At 40.6% G+C, this 17,989-nt stretch carries 15 protein-coding genes and 1 other annotated feature; all 15 genes read right to left on the minus strand.

Annotated features, from left to right (window positions below; genetic code table 11):
* Positions 1-8: 8 nt before the first annotated feature.
* The 15 genes from rplC to nusG all read right to left on the minus strand — a co-directional run bounded on the left by rplC (position 9) and on the right by nusG (position 17,983).
* A complete protein-coding gene (gene rplC, locus RCG25_RS25525) occupies positions 9-635 on the minus strand; it encodes a 50S ribosomal protein L3 (protein WP_308081568.1) in 627 nt (208 codons plus the stop codon).
* A gap of 38 nt (positions 636-673) precedes the next feature.
* Positions 674-982 (minus strand): 30S ribosomal protein S10, encoded by a 309-nt coding sequence (gene rpsJ / locus RCG25_RS25530; protein WP_066094693.1) that lies wholly within the window; start codon positions 980-982, stop codon positions 674-676.
* Positions 983-1,580: 598 nt separating this feature from the next.
* Entirely contained in the window at positions 1,581-2,768 is a 1,188-nt protein-coding gene (gene tuf, locus RCG25_RS25535) for an elongation factor Tu (protein ID WP_308081569.1), read from the minus strand.
* A gap of 128 nt (positions 2,769-2,896) precedes the next feature.
* Positions 2,897-4,978, minus strand: coding sequence for an elongation factor G (gene fusA, locus RCG25_RS25540; RefSeq protein ID WP_308081570.1), 2,082 nt, complete (start codon positions 4,976-4,978; stop codon positions 2,897-2,899).
* A gap of 53 nt (positions 4,979-5,031) precedes the next feature.
* Positions 5,032-5,502, minus strand: a complete 471-nt coding sequence (rpsG, locus tag RCG25_RS25545) for a 30S ribosomal protein S7 (RefSeq protein WP_308081571.1) — start codon at positions 5,500-5,502, stop codon at positions 5,032-5,034.
* 41 nt (positions 5,503-5,543) lie between these two features.
* Entirely contained in the window at positions 5,544-5,966 is a 423-nt protein-coding gene (gene rpsL, locus RCG25_RS25550) for a 30S ribosomal protein S12 (RefSeq protein ID WP_026565517.1), read from the minus strand.
* Positions 5,967-6,069: 103 nt separating this feature from the next.
* Complete coding sequence (locus tag RCG25_RS25555; protein WP_308081572.1) at positions 6,070-6,318, minus strand: 50S ribosomal protein L7ae-like protein; 249 nt, start codon at positions 6,316-6,318, stop codon at positions 6,070-6,072.
* Positions 6,319-6,481: 163 nt separating this feature from the next.
* Positions 6,482-10,081, minus strand: coding sequence for a DNA-directed RNA polymerase subunit beta' (gene rpoC / locus RCG25_RS25560; RefSeq protein ID WP_308081573.1), 3,600 nt, complete (start codon positions 10,079-10,081; stop codon positions 6,482-6,484).
* A 223-nt stretch (positions 10,082-10,304) separates the two neighbouring features.
* Positions 10,305-13,865, minus strand: coding sequence for a DNA-directed RNA polymerase subunit beta (gene rpoB, locus RCG25_RS25565; protein ID WP_308081574.1), 3,561 nt, complete (start codon positions 13,863-13,865; stop codon positions 10,305-10,307).
* A 256-nt stretch (positions 13,866-14,121) separates the two neighbouring features.
* Positions 14,122-14,721 (minus strand): class I SAM-dependent methyltransferase, encoded by a 600-nt coding sequence (locus RCG25_RS25570; protein WP_308081575.1) that lies wholly within the window; start codon positions 14,719-14,721, stop codon positions 14,122-14,124.
* A gap of 126 nt (positions 14,722-14,847) precedes the next feature.
* Positions 14,848-15,210, minus strand: coding sequence for a 50S ribosomal protein L7/L12 (gene rplL / locus RCG25_RS25575; RefSeq protein ID WP_066321249.1), 363 nt, complete (start codon positions 15,208-15,210; stop codon positions 14,848-14,850).
* Between the two features lie 56 nt (positions 15,211-15,266).
* A complete protein-coding gene (rplJ, locus tag RCG25_RS25580) occupies positions 15,267-15,767 on the minus strand; it encodes a 50S ribosomal protein L10 (protein ID WP_308081576.1) in 501 nt (166 codons plus the stop codon).
* A 33-nt stretch (positions 15,768-15,800) separates the two neighbouring features.
* Positions 15,801-15,947, minus strand: a sequence feature (ribosomal protein L10 leader region).
* Between the two features lie 54 nt (positions 15,948-16,001).
* Positions 16,002-16,700: a 50S ribosomal protein L1 gene (gene rplA / locus RCG25_RS25585; protein WP_308081577.1), complete on the minus strand. Its 699-nt coding sequence runs from the start codon at positions 16,698-16,700 to the stop codon at positions 16,002-16,004.
* Between the two features lie 103 nt (positions 16,701-16,803).
* Positions 16,804-17,229 carry a 50S ribosomal protein L11 gene (gene rplK / locus RCG25_RS25590; RefSeq protein WP_071458930.1) on the minus strand — a complete coding sequence of 142 codons (426 nt, stop codon included), beginning with the start codon at positions 17,227-17,229 and terminating at the stop codon, positions 16,804-16,806.
* A gap of 220 nt (positions 17,230-17,449) precedes the next feature.
* Positions 17,450-17,983 (minus strand): transcription termination/antitermination protein NusG, encoded by a 534-nt coding sequence (nusG, locus tag RCG25_RS25595; protein ID WP_308081578.1) that lies wholly within the window; start codon positions 17,981-17,983, stop codon positions 17,450-17,452.
* Positions 17,984-17,989 lie beyond the last annotated feature (6 nt).

Here is a 17,989-nt window from a genome sequence, read left to right on the forward strand (position 1 = left end):
AAATCTATTTATGCTTTTACTGCACCTTTGATTTTTAGTAATGCTTTTTTAGCGCCTGGAACATTACCTTTGATTAGAAGTAAGTTGCGTTCAACGTCAACTTTAATAACTTCAAGGTTTTGAACAGTAACTTGATCTCCACCCATGCGTCCTGGTAATAATTTACCTTTGAATACGCGGTTTGGAGCAACAGGTCCCATTGAACCAGGGCGACGGTGATAACGAGAACCGTGAGCCATTGGGCCGCGTGATTGTCCGTGGCGCTTAATTACACCTTGGAAACCTTTACCCTTTGAGATTCCTGTTACATCTACGATTTCGCCTGCTGCGAAAATATCAACTTTGACTTCTTGACCAACTTCATATCCTGCTAAGTCGTCTCCGCGGAATTCGCGAATGAAGCGCTTAGGAGCAGTGTTTGCTTTAGCAACATGTCCTTTTTCAGGTTTGTTAGCTAACTTTTCACGTTTGTCTTCAAAACCAACTTGAACCGCAACATATCCGTCGCTATCAACTGATTTCTTTTGAAGAATTACGTTTGGAGCTACCTCAACCACAGTTACAGGGATTAAGTTGCCGTTTTCAGCAAATACTTGAGTCATACCAATCTTTCTTCCTAAGATTCCTTTGGTCATTTAAGTCACACCTCCTATAGAATGTTTGTTTATTTGGATTAAAGTTTAATTTCAATATCGACGCCAGATGGTAAGTCTAAACGCATTAACGCATCAACAGTTTGTGGAGTTGGGTTAACGATGTCGATTAGACGCTTATGTGTCCGTTGTTCGAATTGCTCACGTGAATCTTTGTACTTATGCACCGCACGAAGAATCGTGTAAATAGTTTTTTCAGTCGGTAACGGAATTGGACCAGATACAGCCGCACCAGAACGTTTTGCTGTTTCAACGATTTTTTCTGCAGATTGATCAAGGATTCTGTGATCATACGCTTTTAAACGGATACGAATTTTTTGTTTTGCCATTATTTTCCCTCCTTTATTCGCCTATTTTCAAAAATAGACATTCTCAGTGGAAATTTCCCTCACACACTCGCCATGGCAAAGCGGCCGGGTGTGTCAGCAACCTTCCACATCATCGCAGTCAAAGACCAACATTGTCTATTATACATAAAACATAAAAGAAACGCAACATCTATTAAGATTTTTTTCTTTATGTTTCTGTCCTGAACACTTTTCTTATTATAGCGGCTGAAAAATACTTTTTCAACACAAATTATCATTCTCCAATAATATCCTAATTTGAAATGCGGAAACGCCTTGGTCAGCCCCGATAAAGAAGACTGGTCGATTGGCAAGCGGAGCGCAGACTTGACCTAGTCGCACTTATGCGTACAAAAGGCGTTAGCCCTTTGTAGCCAGGCAAATGTAATTCGGCAAGAAAAGTCCGCCTTTTTACTTTTATTGCCGAAGGTTATTTGACCCGAGGCGCTAGGCGTTGGAGCAGGACAGTTTTCAAAGTTTAAATTCAATTCTATTTATATAGAAGAAACTCGATCTATATCTATCAGAAGACACAAAAAAAGCAGATGGATCGTCATCCATCTGCTTTCATTATTAAGAATTACTCAGTGATTGTAGTGATTGAACCTGAACCTACAGTACGTCCACCTTCACGGATAGAGAACTTTGTTCCTTCTTCGATCGCGATTGGAGCGATAAGTTCAACTGTCATTTCGATATGGTCACCAGGCATTACCATTTCAGTGCCTTCTGGAAGATTACAGATACCAGTAATGTCAGAAGTACGGAAATAGAATTGTGGGCGGTAGTTAGTGAAGAATGGAGTGTGACGTCCACCTTCTTCTTTTGATAATACATAAACTTGTGCTTTAAACTTTGTGTGTGGAGTGATTGACTTTGGTTTAGCCAATACTTGACCACGTTCGATATCTTCACGTGCTACACCACGAAGAAGTGCACCGATGTTGTCACCAGCTTCAGCGAAATCAAGAAGCTTACGGAACATTTCTACACCTGTTACAGTAGTAGATTTTGGCTCTTCAGTGAAACCTACGATTTCAACTACGTCACCAACTTTAACTACACCACGCTCAACACGTCCTGTAGCAACAGTTCCACGACCAGTGATTGAGAATACGTCCTCAACTGGCATCATGAAAGGCTTGTCAGTGTCACGAGTTGGAGTTGGGATGAATTCGTCAACAGCAGTCATAAGTTCAAGAACTTTCTCTTCCCAAGCTGCTTCACCTTCTAATGCTTTAAGAGCAGAACCTTTGATAACTGGAGTGTCATCGCCAGGGAAATCGTATTCTGATAATAGGTCACGAATTTCCATTTCTACTAATTCAAGAAGTTCTTCGTCATCAACCATATCACACTTGTTCATGAATACAACAAGGTAAGGTACGCCTACCTGACGAGAAAGAAGGATGTGCTCACGAGTTTGTGGCATTGGACCATCAGTAGCAGATACTACTAAGATACCGCCGTCCATTTGTGCAGCACCAGTGATCATGTTTTTAACATAGTCAGCGTGTCCTGGGCAGTCTACGTGTGCGTAGTGACGTGCGTCAGTTTCATATTCAACGTGAGCAGTAGAGATTGTGATACCACGCTCTTTTTCTTCTGGAGCACCGTCGATTTGATCGTATGCACGAGCTTCTGCTTTACCTGATTTTGCAAGTACAGAAGTGATTGCAGCAGTTAAAGTAGTTTTACCATGGTCAACGTGTCCGATTGTACCAATGTTAACGTGTGGCTTTGAACGGTCGAATTTAGCTTTTGCCATTTGGAAAATCCTCCTTTGGATTATAAAAGTTTAAGTATATTAGGTAGAAACTGCGAATATGTTTGTCCATATTTCACAGTTTCTATTCTTACATAAGTAGTTATACTTTAAACAAAGGTGAAAATCAATTATTCACCTTTATTTTTTTTGATAATTTCTTCAGAAACTGATTTTGGAACTTCTTCGTAGTGATCGAAGTGCATAGAGAATACTCCACGTCCTTGAGTACTTGAACGAAGTGCAGTTGCATAACCAAACATTTCTGAAAGTGGAACCATTGCACGAACTACTTGTGCGTTACCACGAGCTTCCATACCTTCAACGCGGCCACGACGTGCAGTGATTTGTCCCATGATATCCCCTAGGTATTCTTCAGGGATTACAACTTCAACCCTCATCATAGGTTCAAGGATAACTGGGCTACACTTAGACGCAGCGTTTTTAAGTGCCATTGAAGCGGCAATCTTAAACGCCATCTCAGATGAGTCAACATCATGGTAAGAACCGTCAAATAGACGAGCTTTAATATCAACTAATGGATATCCAGCAAGAACTCCACGGTCAAGTGAATCTTCAAGACCAGCTTGAACAGCCGGGATGTATTCACGAGGAACAACACCACCAACGATTCCGTTTACGAATTCGAATCCTTTACCTTCATCATTAGGTGAGAATTCAATCCAAACGTGACCATATTGCCCACGACCACCAGATTGACGTGCGAATTTACCTTCAACTTGTGCAGAAGCACGGAAAGTTTCGCGATAGGCAACCTGCGGCGCACCTACATTTGCTTCGACCTTAAACTCACGACGCATACGATCAACGATGATATCTAGGTGAAGTTCACCCATACCAGCGATGATTACTTGTCCAGTTTCCTGGTCAGTGTGCGCACGGAATGTTGGATCTTCTTCTTGAAGTTTTTGTAGAGCAGTAGTCATTTTGTCTTGGTCAGCTTTTGACTTAGGTTCAACTGAAAGTTGAATTACAGGCTCTGGGAATTGCATTGACTCAAGGATAACAGGGTTTTTGTCATCACATAGAGTATCTCCAGTAGTTGTATCTTTCAGACCTACAGCGGCAGCGATGTCACCAGCAAAAACCTTAGAGATTTCTTGACGGCTGTTCGCGTGCATTTGTAGAATACGTCCGATACGCTCACGCTTACCTTTAGTTGAGTTCTGAACATATGATCCAGATTCTAAAGTACCAGAGTAAACGCGGAAGAACGTTAATTTACCAACATATGGGTCAGTCATAACTTTAAACGCAAGAGCAGAGAATGGTTCTTCATCGCTTGAATGACGTTCAATAAATTCTTCTTCATCATCAACAGCGTGTCCTTTGATTGCAGGAACATCTAGTGGAGATGGAAGGTAATCTATAACGGCATCTAGCATTAACTGAACACCTTTGTTTTTGAAAGCTGATCCACAGATTACTGGATAGAATTCAACGTTAACTGTACCTTTACGAATCCCTGCTTTTAGTTCTTCTTTAGTGAGTTCTTCCCCACCTAGGTACTTTTCCATTAACTCTTCATCTAATTCAGCAACTGCTTCAACTAGCTTTTCGCGATATTCTTCAGCTTGCGCCATATATTCTTCTGGGATTTCACGAACTTCAATATCAGTTCCTAAATCGTTACCATAGAATACAGCATTCATTTCCACAAGGTCAATGATAGCTTCGAATTCATCTTCAGCACCGATTGGTAACTGAATTGGATGTGCATTCGCTTGTAAACGGTCATGTATTGTACCTACTGAGTATAAGAAGTCGGCTCCAATTTTGTCCATTTTATTTACGAATACAACACGTGGTACACCGTAAGTTGTTGCTTGACGCCAAACTGTTTCAGTTTGAGGCTCAACACCAGACTGTGCATCTAGTACAGCTACCGCACCATCAAGTACACGTAGGGAACGTTCAACTTCAACCGTGAAGTCTACGTGTCCTGGTGTGTCGATGATGTTTACGCGGTGGCCTTTCCATTGTGCAGTTGTTGCTGCGGAAGTGATTGTGATTCCGCGTTCTTGCTCCTGCTCCATCCAGTCCATCTGAGAAGCGCCTTCATGTGTTTCACCGATTTTATGAATCTTACCAGTGTAATAAAGAACACGCTCAGTGGTAGTCGTTTTACCGGCATCGATGTGAGCCATGATACCGATATTACGTGTGTTTGCTAAGGAGAACTCTCTTGCCATTTGGTCTTTCTCCTTCCTAGTTTGGAATGAAATTTTATATATTGAAGGTTAGATTACCAACGATAGTGAGCAAACGCTTTGTTTGCTTCTGCCATTTTGTGTGTATCTTCACGCTTCTTAACAGATGCACCAGTGTTGTTAGCTGCATCCATGATTTCATTAGCTAAACGCTCTTCCATCGTCTTTTCACCGCGAAGACGAGCGTAGTTTACTAACCAACGAAGACCAAGAGTTGTACGGCGATCAGGACGCACCTCAACTGGTACTTGGTAGTTTGCACCACCTACACGGCGAGCCTTAACTTCTAATACAGGCATGATGTTTTTCATAGCTGCTTCAAAAGTTTCCATTGGCTCTTTGCCAGTACGTTCGCGAATAGTATCAAACGCAGAGTAAAGAATTTCTTGTGACTTACCTCTTTTACCGTCAACCATCATTTTGTTGATTAAACGAGTAACTAATTTTGAATTGTAAAGCGGATCTGGTAACACGTCTCTTTTTGCTACAGGACCTTTACGTGGCATATTTTTTCCTCCTTTCAAAGAAGCTTTTATTAAAGTTATTATTATTTCTTAGCTGCTTTTGGTCTCTTAGTACCATATTTTGAGCGACCTTGCATACGGTTGTTTACACCAGCAGTATCAAGAGCTCCACGTACGATGTGATAACGTACCCCTGGTAAGTCTTTTACACGTCCTCCACGAATAAGAACAACGCTGTGCTCTTGAAGATTGTGTCCGATACCAGGAATGTATGCAGTCACCTCGATACCATTTGTCAAACGTACACGAGCATATTTACGTAACGCTGAGTTTGGTTTCTTTGGAGTCATTGTACCAACACGAGTACATACTCCACGTTTTTGTGGTGAAGATACATTAGTTTGTGATTTCTTGAAGCTGTTATAACCTTTGTTTAGCGCAGGTGATTTTGACTTTTCCTCTTTTGATTGACGAGGCTTGCGCACTAGTTGGTTAATAGTAGGCATGTATTTTTCCTCCCTTCATTAATTGTAAGCCCACACATCCAGGTGGTTCATTTTTTTGCAAAAACAAAGTTTTTGCAGACTACTCTATCTACAAAAACAGTTTTTAACGGATAATTGCGACAGTTGCGGCACCAACTTCAATTCCACATGCTTTTCCGAGTTTTTTCATCGAATCTACATATCGAACCGGAACTTCTATGCCAAGAGCTACTTCTACAGCTTTAGCTGTAACCTTTGGTTCAGCATCGCTTGCAACGACTAACTCTTGTACATTACCTTCCTTAAGTGCTTTAACTGCTTGTTTTGTTCCTATAACAAACTTTTGTGCCTGAAATACTTTTTCATAAGACATAAATCATATCCTCCAAAGTATCAAATGAATAGGAGCACCTTTGATATAGTATCATCTTACCAAATAGATGTCAACAAATGTTTCGATATTTTATTCAAGATAGCATTTGGTAATCTTTTCTTAAAATACGGTACCTGCAATAATGCAGGTACCGTTATCTTACTTAGTCAATCAAAACGGTCTCTTCAGAGGTTGTATCACGAAGAACTGGCTCCGCTTTACGGTAGCGTTGCATTCCTGTTCCAGCAGGAACAAGCTTACCGATGATAACATTCTCCTTCAAGCCAAGTAATTCATCACGCTTGCCTTTGATCGCCGCATCTGTAAGAACTCTTGTAGTTTCTTGGAAGGATGCCGCAGACAAGAATGAATCCGTTTCAAGAGATGCTTTTGTAATACCAAGTAACACCGGACGGCCTGTTGCAGGCAATTTGCCCTCAAGTAACGCCCTTTCGTTAGCATCAGTGAATTGATGAATATCAAGTAGTGTACCTGGAAGTACTTCTGTTTCACCTGCATCACCAACACGGATTTTACGTAACATTTGGCGAACCATTACTTCCACGTGCTTATCGCCAATTTCTACCCCTTGCATGCGGTAAACTTTTTGTACTTCACGCAATAGGTACTCTTGAACCGATGTAACGTCTTTGACTTTGATTAACTCTTTCGGATCAATTGAACCTTCAGTAAGTTCTTGACCACGAGCAACCTTATCATTGATCGCCACTTTTAAACGTGCTGTGTATGGAGCGTTATAAGTACGTGATTCAACTTCGCCTTGAACGACGATTTCATGCTGACGGTCACGTCCTTCATTAATTCCAACAACTACACCTTCAATTTCAGAGATAACAGCTTGACCTTTAGGGTTACGCGCTTCGAAAATCTCTTGGATACGCGGTAAACCTTGGGTAATATCGTCTCCCGCAACACCACCAGTATGGAAGGTACGCATGGTTAACTGTGTTCCTGGTTCACCAATGGATTGAGCAGCAATAATACCAACTGCTTCACCCACTTCAACTTCCTGACCAGTTGCCAAGTTACGGCCATAACATTTCTTACATACACCATGGCGTGTATTACAAGTAAATGCCGAACGGATTTTTACAGTTTCAATTCCTGCACCGACAATGATTTCTGCTAAATCTTCTGTAATTAAACCATTTTCAGGAACAAGTACTTCTTTTGTTTCAGGGTGCTTAATTGGATTACGTGCATAACGTCCAATTAAACGCTCATCAAGTCCTTCAATGATTTCTGTACCATCTTTTAATGCACTAATTATAAAGCCACGATCTGTACCACAATCGTCTTCACGGACAATGACATCTTGAGCAACGTCAACAAGTCGACGTGTTAAGTAACCTGAGTCAGCAGTCTTAAGGGCTGTATCAGCAAGACCTTTACGCGCACCGTGCGTAGAGATAAAGTACTCTAATACGGTTAAGCCTTCACGGAAACTTGATTTAATTGGTAACTCAATGATACGACCAGCCGGGTTGGCCATCAGACCACGCATACCAGCAAGCTGTGTAAAGTTAGATGCGTTACCACGGGCACCAGAATCACTCATCATGAAAATAGGATTCGTCTTATTTAAGGATTTCATCAGTTTGCCTTGAATAACATCCTTAGCTTGAGACCATATCGCAATCACACGATCATAACGCTCTTCCTCGGTAATAAGACCGCGTCTAAATTGCTTTGTCACGTTATCAACTTTACCTTGAGCTTCTTGTAGGATTTGCTGTTTCTCGCCTAGTACGACAATGTCAGCTACACCAACGGTAATACCAGCTTTTGTTGAATGTTTAAATCCAAGATCTTTCATGCGGTCAAGCATTTTAGACGTTTCAGTAATTTTGAATCGCTTAAATACTTCTGCAATGATATTACCAAGGATTTTTTTCTTAAACGGATCTACTAATGGCATTGATTTGATTTTAGCTAGAATATCTTCACCTTTTTCAACAAAATACTTGGCAGGTGTTTCAACTTCTAGGTTATGTCGAGTTGGTTCATTGATATATGGGAATGACTTCGGAAGAATCTCATTAAAAATAAGCTTACCTACCGTAGTTATTAATAGCTTATTATTTTGTTCTTCAGAGAAAGTCTCATTTCCTAATGATCCAGCATGAACCGCTACACGAGTATGGAAATGAGCATATCCATTTTGATATGCAAGAATAGCTTCGTTTGTATCTTTGAAAATCATACCCTCACCGACTGCACCTTCACGCTCTAGAGTTAAGTAATAGTTACCTAACACCATATCCTGGGAAGGAGTAACAACCGGTTTACCATCTTTAGGGTTTAGGATGTTTTGCGCTGCAAGCATTAATAATCTAGCTTCCGCTTGCGCTTCAGATGAAAGTGGTACGTGAACAGCCATTTGGTCACCATCGAAGTCCGCATTGTATGCTGTACATACAAGTGGGTGAAGGCGAATCGCCCGTCCTTCAACAAGTGTTGGTTCAAATGCCTGGATACCTAATCTATGCAATGTAGGGGCACGGTTCAAGAGAACTGGATGCTCTCTAATAACATCTTCAAGTACATCCCATACATCTGGAGATACGCGTTCAATTTTACGTTTAGCAGATTTGATATTATGGGCTAAACCTTTTTCAACAAGCTCCTTCATAACAAATGGCTTGAAGAGTTCAAGTGCCATTTCTTTAGGAAGACCACATTGATACATTTTTAAGTTTGGACCTACAACGATTACTGAACGACCAGAATAGTCAACACGCTTACCAAGCAAGTTTTGACGGAAACGTCCTTGTTTACCCTTTAACATATGTGAAAGAGATTTTAGCGGACGGTTACCAGGTCCTGTAACTGGACGGCCACGACGACCGTTATCAATCAAGGCATCAACTGCTTCTTGGAGCATACGCTTTTCGTTTTGAACGATGATGCTTGGTGCACCAAGGTCTAATAAACGCTTTAAGCGGTTGTTACGGTTAATTACTCGGCGGTATAAATCGTTTAAGTCAGAAGTCGCAAATCTTCCTCCATCCAATTGAACCATTGGACGAAGTTCAGGAGGAATAACAGGCAGTACGTCAAGAATCATCCAATCAGGTTCGTTTCCAGAACCACGGAATGCTTCTAACACTTCGAGGCGCTTAATGGCACGTGTACGACGTTGACCTTGTGCTGTTTTTAGTTCTTCCTTTAAAATATCTACTTCTTTATTTAAATCGATATCAGAAAGAAGTTTTTTAATCGCTTCAGCGCCCATGGCAGCTTGGAATTTGTTTCCGTACTTTTCACGATAGGCACGATATTCTTTTTCAGATAGAAGCTGCTTTTTATCAAGAGCAGTATCTCCTGATTCTGTTACTACATAAGAAGCGAAGTAAATAATTTCTTCTAATGCACGAGGGGACATATCTAGAACAAGTCCCATTCGGCTCGGGATTCCTTTGAAATACCAAATATGAGATACAGGTGCTGCGAGTTCGATGTGACCCATACGCTCACGACGGACTTTTGCACGAGTTACTTCTACCCCACATCGGTCACAAACGACGCCTTTATAACGGACACGCTTATATTTACCGCAATGACATTCCCAATCCTTTGTTGGACCAAAAATTCGTTCGCAGAATAAACCGTCCTTTTCAGGCTTTAACGTACGATAGTTAATGGTTTCTGGCTTTTTCACTTCTCCGAATGACCATGAACGGATTTTATCCGGTGAAGCAAGACCAATTTTCATATACTCAAAATTATTAACGTCAAGCAAGGGGCCTACCTCCCTTTCGATATCCAGGTTTTACCCTAATGCAATAAAAAGTGGAAGCGCGCGGGTTAGCCCCGACAAGCAAATGTTCTCCAGCCGGAAAGTCGTTTTTTGACTTTTTGGCTGGAGGTTATTTGACCTCGAGGGGCTGCACGCTGCAACTAGATTAATTAAAAGCGTACAGCGCACACACGGGTTGTGCGCTGTAGCTCAGATATTTAATTGTTTACTCTTTTGAACCCACTTTTTCAGATTCAAGGCTTGGCGCATCTGGAACAATGTTTAACGTATCGACTTGTTGTAAGTCATCCTCGTCTTCCGTGTCGCGCATTTCTATTTCTTTTTCATCACCAGATAGGATTTTCACATCCATACCTAAGCTCTGAAGTTCTTTAATTAATACTTTAAATGACTCAGGAACGCCTGGTTCTGGAACATTTTCACCTTTAACAATGGCTTCATATGTTTTCACACGACCAACGACATCATCTGATTTAACAGTAAGGATTTCTTGAAGAGTATATGCAGCACCGTAAGCTTCAAGTGCCCATACCTCCATCTCTCCGAAACGCTGTCCACCAAATTGTGCTTTACCACCAAGTGGCTGCTGTGTAACAAGAGAGTATGGTCCAGTTGAACGAGCATGAAGTTTATCGTCAACCATGTGAGCCAGCTTGATCATATACATGACACCAACGGATACACGGTTATCAAATGGTTCTCCAGAGCGGCCGTCATATAGGACAGTTTTTGCATCGCGAGCCATACCTGCTTCTTCAATTGTTCCCCAAACATCTTCCTCACGGGCACCGTCAAATACTGGAGTGGCAACGTGAATATTAAGTGCTCTTGCAGCCATACCAAGGTGAAGCTCAAGCACCTGACCGATGTTCATACGTGAAGGTACCCCTAATGGGTTTAACATGATGTCGACTGGTGTACCATCTGGTAAATAAGGCATATCTTCTTCTGGTAAAATCCTTGAGATAACCCCTTTGTTACCATGTCGTCCTGCCATTTTATCGCCTTCATGAATCTTACGCTTCTGAACGATATAAACGCGAACAAGCTGATTAACACCTGGTGGCAGTTCATCTCCATCTTCACGATTGAAGACTTTAACATCATGAACAATACCGCCGCCGCCATGTGGAACTCGCAGTGACGTATCACGAACTTCACGGGCCTTTTCTCCAAAGATTGCATGTAATAGACGTTCTTCAGCCGTTAATTCTGTTACACCTTTTGGCGTAACCTTACCAACTAGAAGGTCACCATCTTTTACTTCAGCACCTGTGCGAATAATACCGCGCTCATCCAGATTACGAAGTGCATCTTCACCTACGTTTGGAATATCACGTGTAATTTCTTCAGGTCCTAGCTTTGTATCTCGAGATTCTGACTCATATTCTTCAATATGAATGGATGTATACACATCGTCTTTTACAAGACGCTCACTCATAATGATTGCATCTTCATAGTTATATCCATCCCAAGTCATAAAGGCAACAAGAACGTTACGTCCAAGTGCTAACTCACCTAATTCCATTGAAGGACCATCAGCAAGAATTTCACCTTTTTTCACTCGATTACCAACAGCAACGATAGGACGTTGGTTGTAGCAAGTACCTTGGTTAGAGCGGATAAACTTTAATAAACGATATTTCTTAAGATCGCCTTTTACTTCTTGGCCATCTACTTCTTTCATTTCACGAACCCAAACTTCACGAGCTTCAACGTGTTCTACGATACCATCAGTCTTACAAATGACGGCTGCACCGGAGTCTTTTCCTGATACATATTCCATACCTGTACCAACTCTTGGAGCCTCTGGCTGCATAAGAGGTACTGCTTGACGCTGCATGTTTGCACCCATCAAGGCACGGTTGGAGTCATCGTTTTCTAAGAACGGAATACAAGCTGTTGCAGCAGAAACAACCTGTTTTGGTGATACATCCATATAATCGATACGGTCGCGATTAACAACAGTGTTCTCACCACGGAAACGCGCAACAATATCCGCATCAACGAACGAACCATCATCACCAAGACGGGAATTCGCCTGTGCGACTACATAGTTATCCTCTTCATCCGCTGTTAAGTAATCGATCCGGCTTGTTACCTTGCCAGTGTCAGGGTCAACACGACGGTAAGGTGTTTCAATAAATCCGAAACGGTTTACTTTTGCATAAGATGATAGTGAGTTAATCAAACCAATGTTTGGACCTTCCGGCGTCTCAATCGGACACATACGTCCATAGTGGGAATAGTGAACGTCACGAACTTCAAAGCCTGCGCGCTCACGTGTTAAACCACCAGGTCCGAGTGCAGATAGACGGCGCTTATGCGTTAATTCAGCAAGTGGATTTGTTTGATCCATGAACTGAGATAATTGAGAGCTTCCGAAGAACTCCTTGATCGATGCAATAACTGGACGAATATTAATTAGCTGCTGTGGTGTGATTGTTGCTGTATCTTGAATAGACATTCTTTCACGTACTACACGTTCCATACGGGATAAACCGATACGGAATTGATTTTGCAACAATTCTCCAACAGAGCGTAGACGTCTGTTCCCTAAATGGTCGATATCATCTGTATCGCCTACTCCATGCAATAAATTGAAGAAGTAGCTGATAGAAGCAATGATATCGGCAGGAGTAATATTTTTAATTGGTTCCGCCACATATGCGTTACCCAATACATTAATTACTTTTTCATTTTCATCACCAGGTGCATAAATCTTAATGCCTTGTAAAGTGATTTCATCCTCAACCACACCGCCAGCAGGATTAAAGCCTTTGAAATTAATGTTCTTTTCAAGTGCTGGGATAATTCTATCTAGGTTTCTTCTATCTAGAACGGTTCCCTTTTCTGCGATAATTTCACCTGTTTCAGGATCAGCAAGCGATTCTGCTAAACGTTGGTTAAATAAACGGTTTTTAATATGAAGCTTCTTATTAATTTTATAGCGTCCTACATTTGCAAGATCGTAGCGCTTTGGATCAAAGAAGCGAGAAACTAATAAGCTTTTTGCGTTATCAACTGTTGGTGGTTCACCTGGACGTAGACGCTCATAGATTTCAAGAAGCGCTTTATCCACACCTTCCGTGTTGTCCTTCTCAAGAGTATTACGAATATACTCATTGTCTCCAATCAATTCAATAATTTCTTGATCAGAGCCGAAGCCTAATGCACGCAAAAGAACCGTAACGGGCAGTTTCCGAGTACGATCTATTCTCACATATACGACATCTTTGGCATCTGTTTCATATTCCAGCCAAGCGCCGCGGTTCGGAATTACAGTAGCTGTAAATCCTTTTTTTCCATTCTTATCAAGTTTACCACTAAAGTAAACGCTCGGTGAACGCACTAATTGTGAAACAATAACGCGTTCTGCCCCATTAATGACAAACGTACCTGTTTCAGTCATAAGTGGGAAATCACCCATGAATACATCTTGATCTTTTACTTCGCCTGTTTCTTTGTTTACAAGACGTACTTTTACACGTAATGGAGCAGAATATGTAACGTCCCGTTCTTTTGATTCTTCTACAGAATACTTTGGATCGCCAAGGCTGTAATCAATAAATTCCAGTGATAGGTTACCAGTAAAGTCTTCAATCGGTGAAATATCTTGAAACATTTCACGCAATCCCTCATCCAGAAACCATTGATATGAAGAGGTTTGGATTTCAATAAGATTTGGTAATTCTAAAACTTCACTGATTCGTGCGTAACTTCTTCGTTGGCGGTGTCGTCCATACTGAACTAGTTGACCTGTCAACTGATTCACCCCTCAAATCAAGCGTTTTTTAATAAATCTATTAACGTCTACCGGAAGGAAAAATAACCCTTCTCATTAGACAAAAAGAAAAAGGGTTTTTTACTCAAAAACCACATTTTCACATTTTGACTATTATTTTGTCATCATTTCCTTCTTATCCATTTTTTATACCATAAACTTCAGTATTTTAAGGAATAATTCGGAAATTATTATGATGGCATTTTATAATGCTACCACAACGGAAATTCCAAGTCAACTACTTTATCGCTTTAACAATAAAATAACCCTTGGATTTGTCAATAGTCTCTACTTCGGAAAATAGTGTCTTTAATTTTTCAATGGCAGATGGTGCACCTTGCTTCTTTTGAATTACTACCCACAGCTCACCATTCGAAACAAGATGATTGTAGCTTTGTTCAAAAATATCATGCACTGTCTGTTTTCCCGCTCTTATAGGCGGATTGGTTAGGATTGCAGCGAAATTCATTTCATTTACATTTATTAGCCTGTCACTTTCATACACTTTAACATTTTCAATCTTGTTTAATGCTGCATTTTCTTTTGACAGTTGAATCGCCCGTTCATTCACATCTACCATATGAACCACACGATCATGATACTGTTTCGCAATAGACAAACCGATAGGGCCGTAGCCGCAACCTACATCCAGAACGAATCCTTCTGTCTGAGGCATTTCAAAAGACTCAATCAATAAACGTGAGCCAAAATCTACTTCTCTTTTTGAAAAAACACCGTTATCCGTCTTAAAACGGAAGAGGTTATTTTTTAACATAAAATCCCAAAATTTCGGATCACTTTCAACCTTCTGGGTACGAGAATAGTAGTGTTCAGACATAAAGCTCACCTCCCGAGGAGTATATAATGAAGAAAAACGAGGAATTCCTTTTAACTATTCAAGCACTTCCGTTCTTAAAATAGCCAAAAAAAGCCCGCTTATACAGCGAGCTTTTCTATATGGTTATTACTTAACTTCAACGTTAGCTCCAACTTCATCAAGCTTAGCTTTGATTGCTTCAGCATCTTCTTTAGACACGCCTTCTTTGATTGCTTTTGGAGTGTTGTCAACAAGATCTTTTGCTTCTTTAAGACCAAGGCCTGTGATTTCACGAACAACCTTGATAACTTTGATTTTTTGATCTCCAGCGCTAGCAAGGATTACATCAAATTCAGTTTGCTCTTCAACAGCAGCAGCACCAGCGCCGCCAACCATTGCTACAGGAGCAGCAGCAGTTACGCCAAATTCTTCTTCGATTGCTTTTACAAGATCGTTAAGTTCTAAAACAGTCATAGATTTAACTGCTTCAATGATTTGTTCTTTAGTCATGATTAAATTTCCTCCTTAGTATTGGTTACATTTTATTTGTTAGGCTTCAGATTAACTTACGCGCCTTGTTCTTCTTTTTGATCTGCAACTGCTTTTGTAGCAAGAGCAAGATTGCGAATTGGAGCTTGTAGTACGCTGAGTAGCATAGAAAGCAAGCCTTCGCGTGATGGTAGGTCAGCAAGAGCTTTAATTTCTTCAGCTGATGCGACGTTTCCTTCAATTACACCCGCTTTAAGTTCAAGCGCTTCGTGCTTTTTAGCAAAGTCATTCAAGATTTTAGCTGGCGCTACTACATCTTCAGTACTGAACGCGATTGCGTTAGGACCTGTTAATGCATCATTTAAGCTAGAAAGCTCAGCAGCATCAGCAGCACGGCGTACCATTGAATTCTTGTAAACTTTAAATTCAACGCCTGCTTCGCGAAGTTGTTTACGAAGTTCAGTTACTTCAGAAACTGAAAGACCACGATAATCAACAACGACAGTTGATACACTTGCTTTTAACTTATCAGTAATTTCGTCAACTATTTGTTTTTTTACTTCGATTGCACTGCTCATCTTTACACCTCCTGTAGATTGTCTACATTTATACCAGGCAAGTAAAAGCCTCCATATCAATCATAAGACATGGAGGCAGCATACAACAGCCGAAAGTTCTCAGCTAATTCTATCGCATTACCTCGGCAGGTTATTAAGCTATAATGCCCCTGCTGTCTACAGTACAAATGTTTATTATATTAAACAACAAAATACATTATATAAAATGCATTTCAGAATGTCAATTGGTAAAAATTACTTAGCTGTAACTGAAGAAGGATCTACCTTCACGCCAGGTCCCATAGTTGAAGCAACAGTAACGTTCTTCATATAAGTTCCTTTTGCAGCAGATGGCTTAACTTTAAGCAATGTTTCAAACACAGTTTGGAAGTTTTCAACAAGCTTTTCGTTTTCGAAAGATGCTTTACCGATTGGTACATGAATGTTACCAGACTTGTCAACACGGTATTCAACTTTACCTGCTTTGATTTCGTTGATCGCTCTTGTTACATCAAATGTAACTGTACCTGTTTTAGGGTTTGGCATTAAGCCTTTAGGTCCTAATACACGTCCTAGTTTACCAACTTCACCCATCATGTCAGGAGTTGCTACGATTACATCAAATTCAAACCAACCTTGTTGGATTTTGTTGATGTATTCAGAATCACCTACATAATCAGCACCAGCTGCTTCTGCTTCTTTCACTTTCTCACCCTTCGCGAATACTAAAACGCGTTGAGTTTTACCAGTTCCGTTTGGAAGCACAACTGCACCACGGATTTGTTGGTCAGCTTTCTTAGGATCAACGCCTAAGCGGAAAGCCACTTCAAGAGTAGCGTCAAATTTTGTGAAGTTAGTTTTCTTCGCAAGATCAATTGCTTCTGCAACTGGATATGCTGTTAAACGATCTACAAGCTTTGCAGCTTCTAAATACTTTTTACCTTTTTTAGCCATTTTTATTTCCTCCTAGAATGTGGTTTTAGCGGAATAACCTCCCACGAATAAAGGTTGCGTAATAACGCAACCCCACTCATTACAACAATAAAACTAACATGGATTAATCTTCGATTACGATACCCATGCTGCGTGCAGTACCTTCAACCATGCGCATTGCTGCTTCAACGCTTGCTGCGTTTAGGTCAGGCATTTTTTGTTCCGCAATCTCGCGTACTTTATCACGCTTTACTGTTGCTACTTTATTACGGTTAGGTTCACCTGAACCAGACTGGATTCCAGCTGCTACTTTCAAAAGAACGGCAGCAGGAGGAGTTTTCGTAATAAATGTAAATGAACGGTCTTCAAATACCGTGATTTCAACAGGGATAATCAAACCAGCTTGATCTGCTGTACGGGCGTTAAATTCTTTACAGAATCCCATGATATTAACACCTGCTTGACCTAATGCAGGACCAACCGGTGGCGCTGGGTTAGCTTTACCAGCAGGGATTTGCAATTTAACCATTTTAATTACTTTTTTAGCCACGAGACACACCTCCTTAAAGTCCGTGATGTGGTTAATGGGGTATTTACCCCTCCCACTCAACAATAGTCTTTATATTATAATCATAAAGAACTTTACAAAAGTCTTGTCTCCATTGGAGACATACTGACCTATGAAATATTACCACTTTTTAAAAATGATTTCAAGTTTTTTTACAATATCAGATTATTTTTCTTTGAAAAACGCCTTATCAAGCTATTTCTTACAGTTTTTCAATCTGTGTAAAATCAAGTTCAACCGGAGTATCTCGACCAAACATATTTACAAGAACTTTAAGTTTCGCTTTGTCCTTGTCCATTTCTTCAATAGATCCAGTGAAGTTTGCAAAAGGACCTTCTTTTACGCGGACCGTTTCACCAATTTCATAATCAATATCCACACGTTTTTCTTCAACGCCCATGCGCTTCAGTAAAACTGTTACTTCTTCTGGTAATAGCGGTGTTGGCTTTGAGCCTGATCCAGCCGATCCAACAAACCCAGTTACACCTGGTGTATTACGTACGACATACCAAGAATCATCTGTCATGACGATCTCAACAAGTACATATCCAGGGAATACTTTACGTTTTACTACCTTTTTCTTACCGTTTTTTATTTCTGTTTCTTCTTCTTCTGGAACAACTACGCGGAAGATTTTATCCGACATGCCCATTGATTCGACACGCTTTTCTAAGTTGGCCTTTACTTTATTTTCATAACCTGAGTAAGTATGGACTACATACCAATTTTTTTCCATTTAAGA

The organism is Neobacillus sp. PS2-9, from assembly GCF_030915525.1.
Classification (GTDB): domain Bacteria; phylum Bacillota; class Bacilli; order Bacillales; family Cytobacillaceae; genus Neobacillus.